This is a genomic window from Desulfuromusa kysingii, assembly GCF_900107645.1.
Lineage (GTDB): Bacteria > Desulfobacterota > Desulfuromonadia > Desulfuromonadales > Geopsychrobacteraceae > Desulfuromusa > Desulfuromusa kysingii.
In genome coordinates this window covers 398514-417878 of the sequence record NZ_FNQN01000001.1, presented here as the reverse complement: position 1 = coordinate 417878, position 19365 = coordinate 398514, and the positions used below count along the sequence as shown (strand labels likewise).

Sequence of the window (19365 nt, the reverse complement as noted above, 5' to 3'; positions counted from 1 at the left end):
ACGTAGCCAGCCGGCATTTTTTTTAGCCAGACACCTCTGAATTCACTTAGTTCAAAAAGTCCAGAAGCTGATTGATTTCCTGCATCAACGCTGCAAAATCGGCTCCGGACAAACTCTGTGCACCGTCACAAAGAGCCATGGCGGGGTTAGGGTGCACTTCCATCATCACCCCATGAGCACCAGCAACTAACGCCGCCTTACTCATAACCGGCACCAGCATCCGTTTCCCGGTTGCGTGGCTGGGATCAACGATGATCGGCAGGTGACTCATCTCACGAACCAACGGCACTACCGATAAATCCAAGGTATTTCGAGTCTCTTTTTCAAAGGTTCGAATGCCACGCTCACAGAGGACAATATTGGGGTTACCTTCAGCAAGAATATACTCAGCGGCTGCTAAAAATTCTTCAATTGTCGCACTCATACCACGCTTGAGAAGAACCGGATGGCGGGTTTTACCAACCTCTTTCAGCAAATCAAAATTTTGCATATTTCTGGCACCAATCTGCAACATGTCAGCATATTGGCAAACCGTATCCAGTTGCTCAATCCGCATCACTTCAGTCACCACCGGCAACCCTTGTGAACGGCCGGCCTGTTGCAGATACTTCAACCCTTCGACACCAAGCCCTTGAAAAGAGTGGGGCCCGGTACGTGGTTTAAAAGCTCCACCGCGCAACATCTGACCACCACCTGCTTTCACTTCTGCTGCTGCAGCAAACATCTGCTCTGAAGTTTCAATAGAACAGGGACCAGCAATAATCACTGGCAGATGGCCATCACCGAATTTGACACCAGCGACATCAACAACCGAGGAGACCGGATGAAAATCACGCGACACCATCTTATATGGTTTACTCACATGAATTGTTTCCCGCACTCCCGGTAAGGTGCGGATAGTCGCATCATCGACATAGCCCTGATTTCCGAGGACACCGATTGCGGTCCGCAAGCTCCCGGGGATGGGTTCGGCAGTCAGCCCCATCAATTCAACCGCAGCAATAATCTGATCAACCTGTTCTTTTGTGGCTTGATGGTGCATAACAATCAGCATAAAAACTCCTTAAAAAGAGAAAGGGTGAGATCACCCTTCTAGGTGTTAATCTATGTGTTTCCGTTTAATGTCCCCGTTGTCGCAGGTAAACTCCGAGCCGCTGTAATGCCACCGTAATCTCTGTCAGTGGCCGGGTATAGGAGAAACGTAGAAACCCTTCAGCTCCTTGGCCAAAATCTACTCCAGGAGTCACAGCAACTCCCGTTTTTTCAAGGATATCAAGTGCCAGTCTTTGTGAATTGCCATCAATATGTCGAGCATCAGCAAGGACATAAAAAGCCCCTTGAGGCTCAAAATGGACACCAAAACCAAGCTCACGTAAACCTGCCACCAACGCTATGCGGCGTTTATCGTACACAGAACGCATAGCGTCGACTTCATCATCACATTGTTGCAGTGCCGCAATTCCACCACGTTGAACAAAATGGTTGGCACAAATCAAAAAGTTCTGATGCAACGTTTGCAAGGTACGAATACAAGACAGAGGTGAAATCAGGAACCCCAACCGCCAACCGGTCATCGCGTATGCTTTTGAAAATCCGCCAAGGACAAAGGCATTTTCGGTAAATTCCAAAATGCAGCGTTCTTCCCCATGATAAGTTAAACCATGATAAATTTCATCAGAGATAATGGGAATAGGCAGTTGTGCCAGAGCTTGCATCTCCTCCCCAGACAAGACAGATCCCGCAGGATTAGAAGGAGAGTTGATCAACAAGCCACGAGTTTTCTCAGTCATCAGGGCCTTAACTTGATCAACCTTCGGTTGAAAGCCGTCTTTGGCTGCGGTCTTCAACAACACCGGTGCCCCACCGGAAAATTTCACAAAGCCCGGATAGCATGCGTAGCCCGGATCGGTAAGAATCAACTCATCCCCTTGATCCAAAAGGGTAGAAAAAAGGAGCAGCATTAAGGGACTGGTTCCAGAAGAAACAATCACCTGATCAGGGACAATCTTGACGCCATAATAGTTAAGATAGTGACGACAAATTTCTTGGCGCAACTCCAGCAGACCAAGAGAATGGGTATATGAGGTTGCCCCCTCAGCCAAAGCTTGTCCAGTTGCTGCCAAAATTGCCGCAGGAGTATTAAAATCTGGCTCTCCCAGACAGAGATAGATAACATCTTGACCGGCTGTTTCTAATTCTTTCGCGCGCTCCATTAACTCCATTGCCAGAAAAGGTTCGACCAGTTTGGCACGTTTCGAAATCGGTATTTGCATTTTTTACTCCTAAACAATGACTCGACAAGACAACCTGATAAGGTTAATCCTCGGTTGGATTGATTGCAACCAATTTACTGACGTTGAGCAGACAGAATCGATTGCAATGTAGAGAGAGTGAAGGTATAAATTGCGGCTATAAAAATAGAGGGAGAAATCAGTGCGAACGAAACAATTTAAAATCATAGTCCTGATAATATCTTCATTATTTCTTGTTACTCTGGCGACTGCTGCGGATAAATCGGCTCAAATCGACCCGACCTTGGAACTAATCAATGTCCTTGGTTGCAAAGGCTGCCATACCATCGGTGCCGAAGGGGGATCTCTGGCTGCGGATCTAACCCAGATTGGCAGTCGCATGTCAGCGCAACAAATCAAGGCCCAATTGATTGTTGAACCGGCGGACAGGACAGGGGGATTTATGCCCAGTTACCGACCGCTATTAGAGGAAGACCTCGACCGTATCAGTGAATATCTGTACAGCCTTCCTTAACCCCGATAGAGAAGAAGAGACCATGCCCCAACGAATGACCTTGATCACATCACCGATATTTATCCCCGAAGCACGGTTAAAAGATGCCGGCAGTTTCCACGCCCTGTTTGGCAATAATAACCCACTAGCCCTTGAAATTGGATGTGGCATCGGTGACTTCGTGGTACAGATTGCCGCTCGGCACCCAGAACAAAATTTTGTTGCTATCGATATCTTTAACCAAGGGTGTCGTCAAACCTGCAACAGAATTGAGCGTTCTGGGCTGACAAACATCTTAATGATGAGGATTGAAGCTCGGTACCTGATGCACAATTATCTGGGAGAAAACAGTTTGAACGCAATTTACATTAACTGTCCCGATCCTTGGCCCAAAAAAAGACAACGCAAGCGGAGGTTGTTGAATCAGGATTTTCTCGATCTGGCTCTCTACTGTTTACATGACGCTGGCCAATTAAATTTTTGTACCGATTTTGCCGACTATGGAGAATCTGCGGCAGAGCTCCTGAGCCAGGAACAGCGCTTTGAAAATCTTGCGTCAACCCCTTTTACACACAATCTCGGCGATTATCCGATTTCGAAATATATGCAACGTTTTCTGGACCTTGGTCAGCCTATCTATCTGTGCCGCTATTGCAAGAAATCCGGCCTCCAGATTCCAGAACCCAACCTCAGCAAAGGGTTCAGACTTCGCTGGGCCAAGGACTAAAATTGAATTGGTTAACGGCAGACATCCCCGGGATTGGCGGCACTTACAAGCAGACCCCTGAAGATTTTCAGGTAGAAGAGATCCCCCTCTACCCATGTTCTGGTAAGGGAGAACACCTCTACCTCTGGGTTGAAAAAACCGCCATGACCACCCGTGAACTTTTGTCTCATCTCTCCCAAATACTCAATATCAGAGATCGGGATATCGGTTACGCGGGGTTAAAAGATGCTCGCGCCCTCACCCGGCAAATGATCTCCATCCCCTTCAATAAGATTGACAAACTTGGCAAGTTAAACATCAACAACGTAAAAATCCTCAAGATAGAGCGTCATACCAACAAACTCCGCCTCGGTCATCTTGCCGGAAACCGCTTTACCATTATTCTGCGCCACCTCCACAAGCAGCCTCTGCCACAGGCCGAAGCGATCCTGAAACAATTACAGCAACGGGGGGTTCCCAATTTTTTTGGCGAGCAACGCTATGGAATTCTCGGCAACTCAGCAGAACTTGGACAACTCTTCCTGCAGAAAAAATTCGTCCAGTTTTGCCATAGCTTTATCGGTGATCCACAACTGATCCGCAACCCGGATTGGAAAAGGGCAGCACAGCTCTATCGGCAAGGTGAATTGCAAGCCGCCATCACCTGCTTACCAAAAAAAATGGTTGATGAGAGACGTCTCTTACAGATGTTACTGGATGGCAAATCCATGCAAACAGCGGTGACCTCTTTACCCCGGAACTTACTCCGACTCTATCTCTCCGCGTCACAATCTCTCTTGTTTGACCAGCTGCTTTTTCAGCGTCTGCCAACCCTGGACCAACTGTTTGACGGTGATATCGCCGTCAAACACAGCAACGGATCCTGCTTCAGGGTCGAAAACGCAAGCAAAGAACAGCCCCGGGTCTGTAGCTTTGAGATTAGCCCTTCCGCACCGTTATTCGGCAGCAAAGTCATGCTTGCCATGGGGGAAGTCGGTCAAATAGAAGAAACCTTGTTGCAACAGAGAGGATTAACTCTTGACAGCTGGAAACTGCCACAAGGATTAACCATGACAGGTGAACGCCGTCCACTGCGAGTCCCGATCGTTGATGCAAAAGTTCAGGAGCTTGGAGAACAACACTTAACCCTGAAATTCTGCCTACCTAAAGGAAGTTACGCCACCAGCGTTTTGCGAGAATTAATGAAAGAAACAACTGCAGTTAACCCACTTGTGACGGCAACAAATAATCAAAATTAAGACCACTTTCGTTTGACAAAAATAGAACAGCATTCTATAGTTGCAAACAGGTACAAAAACTCTTTGTAAACATACCTATACTGCTTGACAGCAGGATCTTCTCAAGGCTAGTATCGGCGCCATTAATCAACAAGAGACAAGAGGGATACAAGAGTTATGGTCAAAAAAGATAAATCCGAATATATCATTCAAGCAGTTTCACATGCACTCGATCTACTCGAGCAATTTCATGACGATGTTGATGAGCTTGGTGTGACTGAGCTTAGCAAGCGGTTGAAACTTCATAAAAACAATGTATTTCGATTATTGGCAACTCTTGAATCGCGTGGTTATATTGAGCAGAACAAGGCGACTGAAAATTACCGTCTGGGGCTAAAGGCTCTGGAATTGGGACAAACATTTATTAAACAAATGGGCCTGTTGCGTCAAGCAAAGCCAATCCTGGAGCAAATCGTCGAAGACTGCAACGAAACCGCATATGTTGCCATCTACAAAGAAAATCACATTGTCTATCTCGATGTTGTCGAGACAAATCTTACTGTCAGGGTTGTTTCTCGAGTCGGTTCAAGACTCCCGGCATATTGCACGGCCGCGGGAAAAGTGCATATGGCGTTCATGACTGAGGAAGAGTTAGAATCACTCTTGGGCGGGGTGAAGCTCACCCAGCACACGCCGACAACGATCTGTACCCCTGAGGAGATCAGCGCAGAACTGGCGAAGATCCGTGAGCAGGGTTATGCCTTTGACGATGAAGAACTCGACCTTGGGGTTCGCTGTATTGCAGCGCCGATCCGCGATTATACCCGGCGCATTGTCGGTTCAATCAGCGTTTCTGGGCCAACCATGCGGGTCAGTAACGCGCGGACAGAGAGCGAACTTGTGCCACTGGTTCTCAAAGCGGCTGCTGAACTTTCAACCCGATTGGGTTACCCAAAATAATTGACCGATAACGTCATGGTTCACGAAAGGCTCCTGCATAGGGAGCCTTTTCTATTGGTCGGGAGACTTCCACAACCGTGCAATGGTTTGAACAAGAAATTGAGCTAGCGCAGCGTGAAGGGGTAACCCACCAAGGAAATCTCCCCTTTTTACTGACACCAACACAAACCAACGGACAAGCAGTCCTGCTCATTCACGGTTTTAGTTCAAGCCCCAAAGAGATGTCAGCCGTCGGCGAGATCCTCCTGCAACACCAGTTCACTGTTTACGGTGTCCGCCTCCCTGGTCATGGCACCACGCCTGAAGATCTGGCGACACGTCACGCCACAGAGTGGTTCGCCACCATCGAACGGGGCTACCTGGCTTTACTGGCGATGGGATTTGAGATCAGCGCGGCGGGGCTGAGCACAGGAGCATTATTAACCTTAAAATTAGCACTCCAACAACCCTTAAAAAAGATGATTCTGCTCTCCCCGTTCCTACAACTAAAACACCCACTGTCCTCTTTTGCCACCCCGTTAAGCTATTTGATCCCTTACCAAAACAAAACCATCAGCCCGGAAGAAGCACCATTTTATTACCAGCGTCGTCCACTCAAAGGGGTCGCCCAGATCAATACATTGTGCAAACAATTATCGGGCCAGATCCACAAGATCACAGTGCCAAGCCTGACCCTAGCATCCTCAGGGGATAAAACAATCGCCAAAGGGAGTGCAGAAAAAGTTTACAAAAAATTGGGGGGTAGGCAGAAACAATTTCACTGCTATGGTGATGATGTCCCCCACGTCCTGACAACGGCTGAAAACCCACAACAACAAGACGTCCTACAACGATGCATTAATTTTTTTGAAACATCAGTTGAATCATAAAACACGATCCCTCTGATTTGGAGACCACCGAGAGAAATATCGAAAACAAGATGTTGGTAAAACGCGCAAAACAGTCGCTCTAATTGAGATGTTCGGTGCCCCCTTTTAACTGGCTTTGGGTTGGCCCTCTGCTACCAGCTTAGGCCACAGAAGTTCAACTTGACTCAGAGTCTCTTCAATACGACCAGAATTATCTATCACAAAATCGGCGCGAGCAATCTTCTGCGACTGTGGCATCTGCGCCGCCATCCGCTCCTTCGCCGCCATCTCACTCAACCCATCGCGCAACTGAAGCCGCCTCAGTTGTTCAACCGGATCAACCTTAACAACAAGAACCTTATCCACACGACTCTCTGCCCCAACTTCAAATAACAATGGCGCTTCGTAGACAATCAGTGGAATATCCCCTCGCTGTTGGAGCTCCTGAAGGCGTTGCTTGGACCTCTCCGCAATCTCAGGGTGGACAATCCGGTTCAACATAGCCCGGACTTTCACGTCTGCAAAGACCATCTGCCCAAGCTTGTCCCGATCCAGACAACCATCATGTTGAAGGACCTCAGTCCCAAAGGCAGCAACAATTTTTTGTAAGGCAGCGGATCCGGCCTCAACCACTTCACGAGCCAGCTGGTCAGCATCCACGACGACCGCACCCCGACGGGCCAATTCTTTTGACACCGTACTTTTCCCCGAAGCAATGTTTCCGGTAATGCCTAGAACCAAAACACTTCCCTCCATTTCATCTCTCCACCCAGCAATTAGCGTCATAAAAACCAGCCGGTACTTGACTTTATTTAAAAATTCATCATGATCGTGTCATCTATGACGACATCAGAATACAATTTCGAACGCTGTAAACTCTGCGGCCAGCATACCGCAGCTGCCACCTATGATCTCATCAGCAGTATGATCTATGTCTGCCACAATTGCGACTTTCATTTCCTCAATTATCTGGATACTACTCCTGAAAACCGCAATAATTCAATGCCACTGAATAGCCAAAATCAGCAATATCTGCAAGCACGAGCTGATGAAAACGCTCATCTGCACCAGAGTCGATTACAACTTGTCCTCAATCATATGCATCTTTCCGGCGCTAAAGTTCTGGATATCGGTGCCGGATTGGGACAGTTCCAATTACTCTTAAATGCGCAGGGAGCATCATGTCATGGCATTGAGCCCAGCACCATCCGGCGTGAATATGCACGGAAAATGTCGGAAATAACTCTTCACGCCGAACTCGTTGACGATAACTATTGGCAAACAACTTATCAACAATATTTTGATGCCATTACCCTGTGGGATGTCATCGAACATGTCAATTTTCCGAAAGAGACACTGGAAGCAGCGTGTCAATTACTCAAACCCGGCGGGAGGTTATTTCTAGATACACCCTCCCGAAGCTGTTTTACCTACCGCATAAGTCAAAGATGCTATCGATATCTCCCCGGAAAAACCAGCTTGTTCCTTCCCGGTTTTTATTCCACAGCCCCTTATGGTCACAAGCAAATTTTCACCCGCGCCCAACTCACCAAGTTGATGACTCACTGCGGACTAGAGATAATTTCTTCTGCCCGCTCATATCCTAATCAGCGCTTTTCCAGCAATAAAATTATCCTTGCTGGAAGTAAAATCTGAAACAAGCCATGTCAAAACGGCGACAAAGTGTTAAAATTGAGATGTTACCAACTGAAGACACCTTGGACACAGAGCACCATTCCCAAGGCAATCTCTTCTTAAAAGCGGAATATTGTGGGACAAAAGGAACACATCAAAAATTAACGCCGCTTTTGTGAATCAACTTCAGAGATGCGGCGTTTTTGTTGCGTGCAAGATTCATTATCCCTAGATCGGCTTAACATCGGCAGTGATCCTCATTTCACAGATGCAAAGGAGTTATAACATGACTAAAATACTCGTTCTTTATTACAGCATGTATGGTCACATTGAAACCATGGCACAAGCGATCGCTGACGGCGCTGGCAGTGTCGAAGGCATTGACGTTGTCATTAAACGCGTACCCGACACGATGCCAGAAGAGATAGCGCGGAAGGCCGGAGCCAAACTTGATCAGACAGCACCAGTTGCTACCGTTGAAGAGTTGGCGGATTACGATGCCATCATTTTTGGCGCACCGACACGTTTCGGCAATATGTGCGCGCAAATGCGCAACTTCCTCGACCAAACCGGAGGGTTATGGGCCTCAGGGAAACTGATTGGCAAAGTGGGGAGCGTCTTTACGTCTACCGGCACCCAACACGGTGGGCAGGAAACAACCATCACTTCGTTTCATACCACATTATTTCATCATGGAATGATCATCGTTGGCATCCCTTACTCTTGTCCTGAACTCACCAATATGGCTGAAATCACCGGGGGAACACCCTATGGGGCAAGCACCCTGGCGGGTGCTGATGGCGGGCGTCAACCATCCGCAAACGAATTAACCATTGCCCGTTTCCAAGGGAAGCACGTGGCAGAAATTGCTAAAAAGCAATCAGCCTGATAGCAGCGTTCATTTTGATGGCAGGCGGTAACAAGCGTCAACGACAAAAAATTGATGTTTGTTACCGTCGCAATCTGCCAAGGTCCCCCGGAAGAGATGCAAGCCGTTGGAATTCTACCTTAACTTCCAGAGGTCACCGTCCATTGTCCCCCTCTAAAACTCTGGAAAGTGCCTTTTGCCACCCCTTTAACAACTTGTCCCGTTCCGTTTGACTCAGTTGCGAGGTGAATATGGCATCTCGTTCCCAGTGGTTACAAATATCAGCAACTGATGCAAACAATCCCAACTGCACCCCAGCCAAATATGCCGCCCCCAACGCTGTGGTTTCTGTCACCTTGGGCCGCTCAACCGGGAGATCCAGAAGGTTCGCTAAAAACTGTAAAAACCAGTTATTTGCCGCCATGCCGCCATCAACCCGTAATGTTTTGGGCACCGTTTTACTGTCCCCTTGCATCGCGGTCATCAGGTCATAGGTTTGATAGCCAACAGACTCAAGGGTCGCACGGGCAATCTCTGCGATCCCAGTGTCTCGGGTCAACCCAAAGATAGCGCCGCGAGCGTGCGGATCCCAGTGTGGAGCTCCCAGCCCGGTAAAAGCCGGAACCATATAAACACCTCGGTTGGAATCAAGAGACCCGGCTAGACCTTCAACATCTGCCGCGATACTCACCAACTTGATGCCATCCCGAAGCCACTGAATAGCAGCACCGGCGACAAAAATCGAACCCTCTATCGCATAGGAGGTCTGCCCTTGAACACGATAAGCAATTGTCGTCAACAGGCGATTTTGCGATTGATACGCTTGCTTACCTGTATTGAGAAGGATAAAGCAACCGGTTCCATAGGTGCTCTTTATCATTCCCGGCTCAATACATCCCTGACCAATCGCAGCAGCCTGTTGATCACCAGCCATGCCACCAATGGGCAAGCGCTGTCGGAACAAACGTTTCTCCGTCAGCCCGTAATCAGCAGCACAATCGCGCACCTCGGGCAAAACGGCCGCAGGGATGCCAAAAAGATCCAGCAGTTCGGTATCCCACTGCTCTGTATAAATATTGTAGAGCATGGTGCGCGAAGCATTGGTGACGTCAGTGGCATGGACTGCACCTCCGGTTAAGCGCCAGAGGAGAAACGAGTCAATCGTCCCAAAGGCAAGCTGCCCTGCTTCCGCCCTCGCACGAGCCCCGTCGACATGATTGAGAATCCAGCGCAGTTTCGTTGCCGAGAAGTAAGGATCGAGCAACAGGCCGGAACGTTCTCTGACCAGATCTTCGTACCCCTCCTGTTTCAGTTGATCACACCAGTCCGCAGTGCGGCGATCCTGCCAGACGATCGCATTAAACAAAGGACGCCCCGTTTGACGATCCCAGACAAGGGTCGTCTCACGCTGATTGGTGATGCCAATGCCGACGACATCAATCCCCTTTTCATCCGCTTGCCCCAAAGCCTCTCGACAAACATTGAGGACCGACTGCCAGATCTCTTCTGGATCATGTTCAACCCAGCCATCCTGAGGAAAAATCTGCCGAAATTCCTGTTGGGCGACGGCGACACAGTGGCCAGAGGGAGAAAAAATCATCGCTCTTGAGCTGGTCGTCCCTTGGTCGATAGCAAGAATATGGCCTACACTCATAAATTCCTCCTTTTTTCGTTTATCTTCAAATTACAACAATAAAATAAATATATTGTTCGAAATGTTTTCTTTCGAACATTTTTTGTTAGTTTTTCCCTTGCAGATCGGCTAAAGTTGAATCTAACTCACAGAGGACAAAAACAAATAGACATTCAATTTTTTCACCGCCAAGAGCTGGAAACAATATGAACCAACGCCAACAAGAAATTCTCTCCCTGGTGCAACAACAAGGTTTTATTACCATTGAAACCTTAGCGCAAAACTTCAACGTCACCCCACAGACGATTCGTCGTGATATCAAAAGCCTCGGTGACAAACAACTCCTCACCCGTTACCATGGTGGAGCAGGGGTTTCCTCAAGCATTGAAAATGTTGAATATAGCACCCGTCAGATCATGAATCTGGAAGAGAAACAACAGATTGCCAAACTGACAGCGAACCACATCCCCGATCGGGCTTCCATCTTTATTAATATTGGCACAACAACGGAAGAAATAGCCAAAGCATTACTGCATCATAACGGCTTAAAAATTATCACCAACAATCTCAATGTCGCCGCCATTCTCCGTAGCAATCCGACCTTTGAGATTATTATAGCAGGTGGAATCGTCCGCCAACGCGACGGCGGTATTACCGGAGAAGCCACCATCGACTTTATTCGGCAATTCAAGGTTGATTTCGGCATTATCGGGATTTCAGCTATTGATCCTGATGGCACCTTGCTTGATTTTGATTACCACGAAGTGCGGGTTGCCCAGGCGATTATTGAAAATTCCCGGCAGGTTTTTCTCGCCACTGATCACACTAAGTTTGATCGTAATGCAATGGTCCGCTTGGGCAGTATCGACCAAATCGACGCTCTATTCACCGATCTTTATCCGACTGAGCATATCGTCACCTTACTGGCAGAAAACAACATCGACCTCCATACGGTCCGGAGCAAAGTTGCCCCAGGCCACAAACAGTCACAATGACGCTGACTTCATGCGCCATTATTTTAACCCCAAATCAGGGGAGGCAGAAATGAAACGAGATAACAATTTAGCACAACTTAAAAATGGGCAAACCTTTGATCTGTTAGTTATCGGCGGAGGAGCAACCGGTTGTGGTGTTGCCCTCGATGCTGCGGCCAGAGGGCTTAAAGTTGCATTAGTTGAAAAAAATGACTTCGCTGAAGGGACCAGCAGTCGCAGTACGAAACTGGTCCATGGCGGAGTACGCTATCTGGAAATGGCCGTTAAAAAGCTGGATCGGGTGCAATACAATCTGGTGAAGGATGGCCTCCACGAACGAGGACTGCTGCTTAAAAATGCTCGTCACCTCTCCAATCGCCTGGCCTTAGTGACTCCCCTTTATAAATGGATTGATGTCCCTTACGTTTTTGCTGGGCTGAAATTTTACGACGTCCTGTCTGGCAAACAAAATATCGGTCACAGCCGCTTGCTGAGTCGTAAAGAGGCGCTAAAACGCTTTCCTGGACTTAAAGCAGAAGGATTAAAGGCTGGGGTTCTCTATTACGATGGTCAGTTTCACGATGCGCGCATGGCTCTCTCTCTGGCTTTGACCGCAGAAGAACAGGGTGCCGTCATCAGTAACCACGTTGCCGTGGTTGCCATCCTGAAAAACGATGGGAAAATCTCTGGAGCAGAACTTGAGGATTCGTTGAGCGGCGAGCGTTGGCAGATAAAGGCTCGTGGGGTCATTAATGCCACAGGTCCGTTTGTCGACAATATCAGAAGTATGGATAACCCGCAGGCCGCGAAGATTCTTTCGGCCAGTACCGGCATCCACATCATTCTGGATAAACGTTTTGCCCCACCAGATACAGGGCTGATGATCCCTGAGACTGAAGATGGCCGGGTCTTGTTTGTCCTGCCGTGGGAAGATCACGCCATCGTCGGCACCACAGATGAACCCGCAGAAGTGACCGAACATCCACTGCCGCTGGAGAGTGAGATTGAATATCTGTTGCGCCACGTCGGTCGTTATTTCAACCTGAAGGTCGAGAAAAGCGACATCAAGGCGGTCTGGTCAGGGCTCCGCCCGCTGGTTTCAGACCCCAAAGCGGCTGACACTGCCAAGTTGGCTCGAGATCATGTCATCGAAGATAGCGAAGATGGACTCTTAACGATTGCCGGTGGAAAATGGACCACCTATCGGAAAATGGCACTGGATACCGTCGACCACGCCATCAAAGTGTTTCAGCTATCGGCACCGAAACCAACCTGCCAAACGGAACAGTTGCCGATCCTTGGCAGCGCGAACTATAATGATCAGGGCGAGCAGGAACTGATAAACACTTACAATCTTGCTCCTGACATCGCTGCTTACCTGAATCGGACCTATGGCGATCAAGCCGCAAAAGTTGCCACCCTCAGTCTCGAAGGTTATGCCGCACGATTGGTCGACAATCACCCTGTGATCGAGGCGGAGATTCTTTATGCGGCTCGGTTTGAACTGGCCGAACGTGTCATTGATGTGCTTGCGCGTCGGACCCCTCTGGCTTTATTAGATACTGAAGCAAGCAAACTGGCGGCGACCAGAGTGCTGGAAATTATGGCAAACGAACTGGGCTGGGATCAAAAACGGATGGATGAAGAGACACAATGGACCACACAACGGCTGAATAATGCCCTTTAGGAAACAGAGGCTCTTAAGTCGCCATTATAACAGGTGAATCTGAATTTCCCTGAAGGGAAAAAAGAAACTCAGGACGGGGATGGATTCGGGACCAAACTGATGACCGACCATCCCGCTCCGGGGTCGATACTCTTCTCTTGGGTGAACATTTGAATATTCTCCCGTGGGTCTATCGCAAACAGGGGGATAAGATCTTCACCATGCACGTCATGAAGATTGTCAAAACTGAAGCTTTCGGTCAATTTTGTGACCTTGATGACGCCGCCGCTCTTCAACTTGGCAGCCAGGGTGGAATAGGTCACTCCTTCAGAAAAAAGGAGCTTCCCCCGCCGGTAAGCCGGTATCTGTTTGACTTTTTCCACATCGCCAGACTTAGATTGCAACATATAGACATTGTCTTTTCCCAGCTCCATACGATAATGGAGAACGGCCGCCATATTGACACTATCATACGAAGAAAGTGCCAGTAATCGACCGATACCAACAAAGTCCAGGTGCCGCTCCGCATGCTCTGACATCAGGTTCCCGTGGTAGGTCGGTAATCCTTCCAGCTTGGCCGTTGTCGCATCATCCCAACTGGTTGCCGCAAGTTGTACCCGGAAACCACTGTTCATCAACGCTTTACCAATGTCACGCCCGACAATGCTGGCGCCAACAATAAGAAACCCCTTCGGTTCCGGTTCTGCAACCCCCAACCACAGAGCAATAATACGCGCCGTTGTACTTTGCAACAATACAGTTCCAATGATAACAAGAAAGGTCAAAGGAACCAGCATCTCTGCCCCAGCAAAACCGACATCCACCAAGCGCAAGGCAAACAAAGCGGAAATGGCCGCCGCGACGATTCCCCGTGGTGCAATCCAAGCCAACAGGTGCCGCTCAGGCCAGGTCAACGTTGAACCGATCGTTGACACAACAATGCTCAAAGGGCGGGCAAGAAATTGAATCGCCAGAAAAACCCATAGTGCTGACCAACCCAGCGCCTTAAAGGATGCGACTTCGAGCCGTGCAGCCAACATGATAAACAGCATTGAAATGAGAAGAATGCTCAGGCTTTCCTTAAAGTTAAGAATCTCGTCGGTATCAACATCTTTCATATTTGCCAACCAGATGCCCATAACTGTGACGGTCACTAAGCCGGATTCCTCATGAAGCATATTCGAAGCGACAAAACTGAGCAAAACCAACCCCAGAGTCACAATGCTATGCAGATATTCGGGAAGCCAGTGCCGCCGTAACGCTAAGCCAAACATATAACCGCAGCCAGCCCCCATCAACATCCCGACAATGACGATCTGCGAGAGAACCATCAAGGCATGACCAAAAGCGACGTGCCCCCCCCCTGAAATAATAAACTCGTAGACCAGGACCGCTAGAGAAGCGCCGATCGGATCAATAACAATACCTTCCCAGCGCAGAATATTTGCAACCGACGCCTTCGGCCGCACAGTTCTCAGCATCGGGATGATGACTGTCGGTCCAGTGACAACGGTGATGGCTCCAAAGAGAAAGGAGATCTGCCAGGAAATATCAAGGGCAAAATGGGTCGCCAACGCTGTGATCATCCAAGTGACCAACATACCGATCGACACCATATTACGGACCACCCGCTGCAATCCAAAAATTTCCTTGAATTTCAGAGTCAGGCTTCCCTCAAAAAGAATGATGGCAACCGACAGTGAGATAAAAGGGAAAAACAGCTCACCAAACAGTTGTTGAGGGTCAAACAGGTTAAGAACTGGACCGACCAGAATACCGACCAATAACAAGAAAATGATCGCAGGCAGTCTGACGCGCCAGGCAACCCACTGGCACAGAGCACCAACACCGACCAAAATTGCTATAGCGGGAAGCGCGTATTCATTCATCAACCAACACTCCGATCATTGTCAATCCATGCAAAGACCAGTTATCCGCGGGTTCTCAACCACCCAAGTAGAGAATATTCCTAAAATCGCCTTACAGCGGGGTTTTCAAATAACGATAGTAACCATCATACTGATAGATTGCGGCCAAAGGGTTATGTCCCAAGAGCCGATCCTTCGAAGCTAGTACGGTATTATAAGCCTTGGCGTACTTCAAAAACAGAGCATCATGACCCACGCAGAGCCCAAAAATAACATTCAAATCGGATTGATGGTAATTTGCTGTCAAGGCTTGAAGAATCGGATTGCACATGGTTTCAAAGCTGCCAGGATCAATCTGTTGTTCTCGCAACAAACCAATTTCTTCCTTAGAAACGGCCCCCGCCTTGCACATGACTGAAATAGTCTCAAAGCCATTGACCGTGAAAATTTCATGGATAATCTGCGCTTCCTTGCGCATACCAATGCAAAAGATCAAACAGATGCGCTTAAATTTCATCTTCTTGGCAAATTCAACCGTTTCCTGAATACGGGGCTTGATTGCGCGGATATGAGCATACCCCTTATCTTTGTCCCCATATCCCTCACCTTCCTGGATTGATGCCTGACGCACAGCTTCCATCACTTCGGGATCTTTGAGGATTTCCAGTGTTTCTTTTACAATATCGATGGACCGAGTCGATGGACAGTTACTCGGAGCTTTGCCCTTTTCCGTGCGACAAATTCGCTCGGGGACATTAACCGGACAGACGGCACAGGTAGGTAGTGGTGTTTTTTTTGCCATAGCTAGACATTCCTTTTCTACAAAATTATTGAGTTCGAGCCACACAGCAGATCAGCTTGGGCTCATCAGGGGTAATCGCTCAGGAAGCCTTCTGAGCAAGAAAGCTAACGCGACTACTTAACCGCTGTTTATTCTTATTTGATGGGATAAAAACAGAGCCATATTAACCTTTTAGCAGCAACCGTTTCGCAATAAATGATAATTTTTATTTATCTCCAGATCAGATTCTCCAAGGAGAAAAGATAGGCAACGGAGCTAATTTTAGCACAGACCCAAAGTTTGCATGGGAGAAAAAATGGCGGGAACAAATCAAAATAAAAGCCGCAATCCTTCTCCCGCCAATTCAATAACGAAATTCTCTTGGTCCAAAATAATATTCCGTTGCCAATCAAGATAGTTAGCAACACCACAACTAACAAAACAAAAGGGTCAACACTTTCTCTATTTTATTTCGAATGTGTTGGTCAGATGGATTATGTGTTCCTTTCTTCTCATGTATCTGAGTGAGTCAAAGCACAAATCTCCAGAGATTTGATACAATTTGCCCAATGGAAACATCATTTAAGCTATTGAAATACAACCGGAAAGAGAAGTTAAAAACCTGCGTAAATATATTTTACACTGAAATAAATTTACAATTGTTTATTATTGGAATATAATGAAGCTGCATGTGAGGAAGGGGGTAAATCACATTGTTCCCTCATTGACCCTCTCTCCCCAAAATATTTCTAAATGTAGTTATCTAGACCGAATAGCTTGTTCATGTTCAGTCTTTTACATTTCTCCTTCTCAAGGGGATGTAAAAGACGAAAGCTCATGACGATCTCGAAATGCTTTTTTGTTGCTTTTGTGGTTTTAAGAAACCAATAGATTCTCGGAAGGATTATGGAAGAGCAGCTGTTTAAGAATTTTGTAGACTTGGTCAGGGAACGCACCGGGCTGTGCCTTGACCAAGGGAATCCCGAGGTCTTTAGCTCTAAGATCCTCGCGCGGATCCGTTCCAGCTGCGTTTCGACCGAAGAGGACTATTTCCGGCTGCTGGCCGGTACGACGGCAGCAAGTCGTCTGGAATGGGAGAAACTTGCCCCTCTGTTGACTATCGGTGAATCGTACTTCTTCCGGATTCGAGCACAATTCGAACTCCTTCGCGACCACATCCTTCCGGAACTCATCAACCGCCGGCGTGCGCAACGGCGTCTGCGCATCTGGAGTGCCGGCTGCTCTTCAGGTGAGGAGCCTTATTCCATCGCCATGTTACTCAGCGAACTGTTGCCAGATGCGGACCGATGGGATCTGCTTATCCTCGGCACTGATCTCAATGGCGAAGCGCTCGAAAAGGCGGCCACAGGGGTGTTCTCCCGATGGTCGTTCCGGATGGTGGACGCCGCCCAGCAGCAGCGCCACTTTGTGCAAAAAAAGGAGTCTTGGACGCTGTCTGAGAAGATTCGCGACATGGTCAGTTTCCGCCGCCATAATCTTGTCGGTGAGCTTTTCCCAGATAACTCTTCAGGCTTGCATCACATGGATCTTATCCTCTGCCGGAACGTTTTTATCTATTTTGAGGAGAAAACCGTCAATCAGGTTGTCGAGCGGTTTGGCGACACGCTTAACGATGACGGCTATTTGCTGACAGGCCACTGCGAACTCTCCCCTAGGGCCTTAGTAGGACTGTCGGTAAAAACAATCAACGATCAGATCATTTTTCAGAAGATCTCCCCCGGCGCACGCATGGTTGCTGCCGCGGCTGCGCAAAAAAAAGCGCCCCTCAGATCTCTCCTTAGACCTGCCACCCACGCTGAGGCCCGGTCCGAGAAAACCGTCACCGGCAAAAAAAACAGCGACAACTATCGCACGGATTCCAACAACATTCCTCCGGCTACAGGTCGGGCAGGGAATCAGTCCTCGATGCGCCAGTCGCTGGCGAGACCCGAAGCGACTGAAGGTACCGATCAGTACCGGGCCCATCTCACGTCGGCCCAGGCTTATGCGGACCGGGGAGCGTATGCCCCTGCCCTGCGCAGTTGCGAGCAAGCCATCGAGCTTGCTCCCATGGCACCTGAACCTCTGTTCCTCTGCGCTCAGATTTGCGAGGCAACCGGGGACAATAGCGAGGCGAAAAATCTGTTGAAAAAAGTAATCTATCTGGAGCCAGCTTATGTGGCTGCGTATCTTGAACTCGGCACCCTTTGTGCCACAGAGCAAGACACAAAACTCGCGCAAAAAATGTTGGCTGCCGCTGGTGAAATCCTCTCAGGGCTGCCTCCAGAATCTCCCATGCCCCCATATCTCGACATGACCGCGGGAGAACTACTTCAACACGCAAAAATCTTACTTTCAGACCTTGAGCAACAACTAACCTCCAGGAACGGAATTTATGGATAAGGGACAACTACACGTTTTTGTTTTCGACCTCCACGGGTCCCGGTTCGCCATCGATGCAACAGCGGTCTGGGAGGTCGTACGACTTCCCGAAATCACCCGGGTCGAAGAAGCCCCCACTTATATCGCTGGGGTCATCAATCTGCGGGGCCGGGTCATCCCGGTCGTCGATTTCAGCGTGCGCCTCGGTCTTCCTCCAGCGAAGTACCGGCTCACCGATGGCCTTCTGGTGATCGAAGTCGACGCACAGATGACTGGCATCGTGGTGAACGATGTGCATGACGTCATTGCCCTGGACCCTGAAGATATCGACCCGGTCCTGTTTCCCGGCAAGGAGGGAGATGCCCCCATCTTCATCAGAGGCGAAGCTCGGGTCGGGGATGAGATCGTAATGCTTCTTGATCACAACCGCTTGCTAGTGTCGGGCGACTATGCCGAGATTCTGGTCGCTGAGTCTGCCTCTGAAGAGGAGTCCCCAGAATCTGACTTCCTGCCTCTGGCCGAACTGACCCCTGAAGAAAGAGCGGTGTTTCATTCCCGCGCCCTCGGCTTAATCGGTAAAAGTCAAGCAGAAGAGGCCCGCGATGCATGCCAGCTGGCCGTTGTCTCGTTGGGCGGAGAATATTTCGGCATCGATCTCGCTGCGGTCCGTGAGTTCACTTCCATAGGAAACCTCACGCCCCTGCCCAACTGTCCTGAACATCTGGTGGGCATCATGAACCACAGGGGCAGCCTTTTGCCCATCATCGACATCAGGGAGTTGTTGTCGATGCCGACTGGGGCTTTCACCCATGAGGCCAAAGTTATTGTGCCCAGCGACGATCATCTCACGGTCGGGTTAGCCATCGATATGATCCACGACATCGTCTCTCTGCCCCCCGCCGAAATCTCTCCGTTACCCGCATCTGTTGCCTCAGAGGTAGAGACATATGCCCTGGGAAGCGCTGTCTGCGATGACCGGCCGGTGACGATTCTGGCATTGCCTCCCATCCTTGAGAAGCTGAGCCTGATGGCGGGAGCAAAACAATAATGGGCGCAGCATC

General features: G+C 48.9%; 17 protein-coding genes. 11 read left to right on the top strand and 6 right to left on the bottom strand.

Annotation, left to right across the window (positions count from 1 at the left end; all coding sequences use genetic code 11):
• Nucleotides 1-46: 46 nt before the first annotated feature.
• A complete protein-coding gene (gene aroF / locus BLU87_RS01975) occupies nucleotides 47-1054 on the bottom strand; it encodes a 3-deoxy-7-phosphoheptulonate synthase (protein ID WP_092344252.1) in 1008 nt (335 codons plus the stop codon).
• 64 nt (nucleotides 1055-1118) lie between these two features.
• Entirely contained in the window at nucleotides 1119-2273 is a 1155-nt protein-coding gene (locus BLU87_RS01970; protein WP_092344251.1) for a pyridoxal phosphate-dependent aminotransferase, read from the bottom strand.
• Between the two features lie 160 nt (nucleotides 2274-2433).
• Here BLU87_RS01970 and BLU87_RS01965 point away from each other — a divergent pair, with 160 nt between their 5' ends.
• From BLU87_RS01965 to BLU87_RS01945, 5 genes are all read left to right on the top strand, one after another.
• Complete coding sequence (locus BLU87_RS01965; protein WP_092344250.1) at nucleotides 2434-2766, top strand: c-type cytochrome; 333 nt, start codon at nucleotides 2434-2436, stop codon at nucleotides 2764-2766.
• 22 nt (nucleotides 2767-2788) lie between these two features.
• Nucleotides 2789-3472, top strand: coding sequence for a tRNA (guanosine(46)-N7)-methyltransferase TrmB (trmB, locus tag BLU87_RS01960; RefSeq protein ID WP_092344249.1), 684 nt, complete (start codon nucleotides 2789-2791; stop codon nucleotides 3470-3472).
• A 2-nt stretch (nucleotides 3473-3474) separates the two neighbouring features.
• Nucleotides 3475-4710, top strand: a complete 1236-nt coding sequence (truD, locus tag BLU87_RS01955) for a tRNA pseudouridine(13) synthase TruD (RefSeq protein ID WP_092344248.1) — start codon at nucleotides 3475-3477, stop codon at nucleotides 4708-4710.
• Between the two features lie 156 nt (nucleotides 4711-4866).
• Complete coding sequence (locus BLU87_RS01950) at nucleotides 4867-5649, top strand: IclR family transcriptional regulator (RefSeq protein WP_092344247.1); 783 nt, start codon at nucleotides 4867-4869, stop codon at nucleotides 5647-5649.
• Between the two features lie 77 nt (nucleotides 5650-5726).
• Nucleotides 5727-6518: an alpha/beta hydrolase gene (locus tag BLU87_RS01945; RefSeq protein ID WP_092344246.1), complete on the top strand. Its 792-nt coding sequence runs from the start codon at nucleotides 5727-5729 to the stop codon at nucleotides 6516-6518.
• Between the two features lie 105 nt (nucleotides 6519-6623).
• Here the strand turns inward: BLU87_RS01945 and coaE are convergent, their stop codons facing one another.
• On the bottom strand, nucleotides 6624-7253 hold the full coding sequence (gene coaE, locus BLU87_RS01940; protein WP_092344245.1) for a dephospho-CoA kinase: 630 nt from the start codon (nucleotides 7251-7253) through the stop codon (nucleotides 6624-6626).
• Nucleotides 7254-7337: 84 nt separating this feature from the next.
• Here coaE and BLU87_RS01935 point away from each other — a divergent pair, with 84 nt between their 5' ends.
• Both BLU87_RS01935 and wrbA read left to right on the top strand, forming a co-directional pair.
• On the top strand, nucleotides 7338-8153 hold the full coding sequence (locus BLU87_RS01935) for a class I SAM-dependent methyltransferase (RefSeq protein WP_175498238.1): 816 nt from the start codon (nucleotides 7338-7340) through the stop codon (nucleotides 8151-8153).
• A gap of 265 nt (nucleotides 8154-8418) precedes the next feature.
• On the top strand, nucleotides 8419-9021 hold the full coding sequence (gene wrbA, locus BLU87_RS01930; protein ID WP_092344243.1) for an NAD(P)H:quinone oxidoreductase: 603 nt from the start codon (nucleotides 8419-8421) through the stop codon (nucleotides 9019-9021).
• Nucleotides 9022-9154: 133 nt separating this feature from the next.
• On the opposite strand, the gene glpK is transcribed toward wrbA, so the two are convergent.
• The gene (gene glpK, locus BLU87_RS01925) at nucleotides 9155-10654 is read right to left on the bottom strand and encodes a glycerol kinase GlpK (protein WP_092344242.1); all 1500 of its coding nucleotides are present in this window, start codon (nucleotides 10652-10654) and stop codon (nucleotides 9155-9157) included.
• A 185-nt stretch (nucleotides 10655-10839) separates the two neighbouring features.
• Here glpK and BLU87_RS01920 point away from each other — a divergent pair, with 185 nt between their 5' ends.
• The gene (locus BLU87_RS01920) at nucleotides 10840-11628 is read left to right on the top strand and encodes a DeoR/GlpR family DNA-binding transcription regulator (protein WP_092344241.1); all 789 of its coding nucleotides are present in this window, start codon (nucleotides 10840-10842) and stop codon (nucleotides 11626-11628) included.
• A gap of 49 nt (nucleotides 11629-11677) precedes the next feature.
• Nucleotides 11678-13294 carry a glycerol-3-phosphate dehydrogenase/oxidase gene (locus BLU87_RS01915; protein WP_092344240.1) on the top strand — a complete coding sequence of 539 codons (1617 nt, stop codon included), beginning with the start codon at nucleotides 11678-11680 and terminating at the stop codon, nucleotides 13292-13294.
• 68 nt (nucleotides 13295-13362) lie between these two features.
• Here the strand turns inward: BLU87_RS01915 and BLU87_RS01910 are convergent, their stop codons facing one another.
• Together BLU87_RS01910 and BLU87_RS01905 are read right to left on the bottom strand one after the other, a co-directional pair.
• Nucleotides 13363-15162, bottom strand: coding sequence for a cation:proton antiporter (locus BLU87_RS01910; protein ID WP_092344239.1), 1800 nt, complete (start codon nucleotides 15160-15162; stop codon nucleotides 13363-13365).
• A 91-nt stretch (nucleotides 15163-15253) separates the two neighbouring features.
• On the bottom strand, nucleotides 15254-15943 hold the full coding sequence (locus BLU87_RS01905; RefSeq protein WP_092344238.1) for a DUF1847 domain-containing protein: 690 nt from the start codon (nucleotides 15941-15943) through the stop codon (nucleotides 15254-15256).
• Nucleotides 15944-16828: 885 nt separating this feature from the next.
• Here BLU87_RS01905 and BLU87_RS01900 point away from each other — a divergent pair.
• Nucleotides 16829-18325 carry a CheR family methyltransferase gene (locus tag BLU87_RS01900; protein ID WP_092344237.1) on the top strand — a complete coding sequence of 499 codons (1497 nt, stop codon included), beginning with the start codon at nucleotides 16829-16831 and terminating at the stop codon, nucleotides 18323-18325.
• Nucleotides 18318-19352: a chemotaxis protein CheW gene (locus tag BLU87_RS01895; protein WP_092344236.1), complete on the top strand. Its 1035-nt coding sequence runs from the start codon at nucleotides 18318-18320 to the stop codon at nucleotides 19350-19352. The genes BLU87_RS01900 and BLU87_RS01895 overlap by 8 nt, the downstream gene beginning before the upstream one ends.
• Nucleotides 19353-19365: the final 13 nt, after the last annotated feature.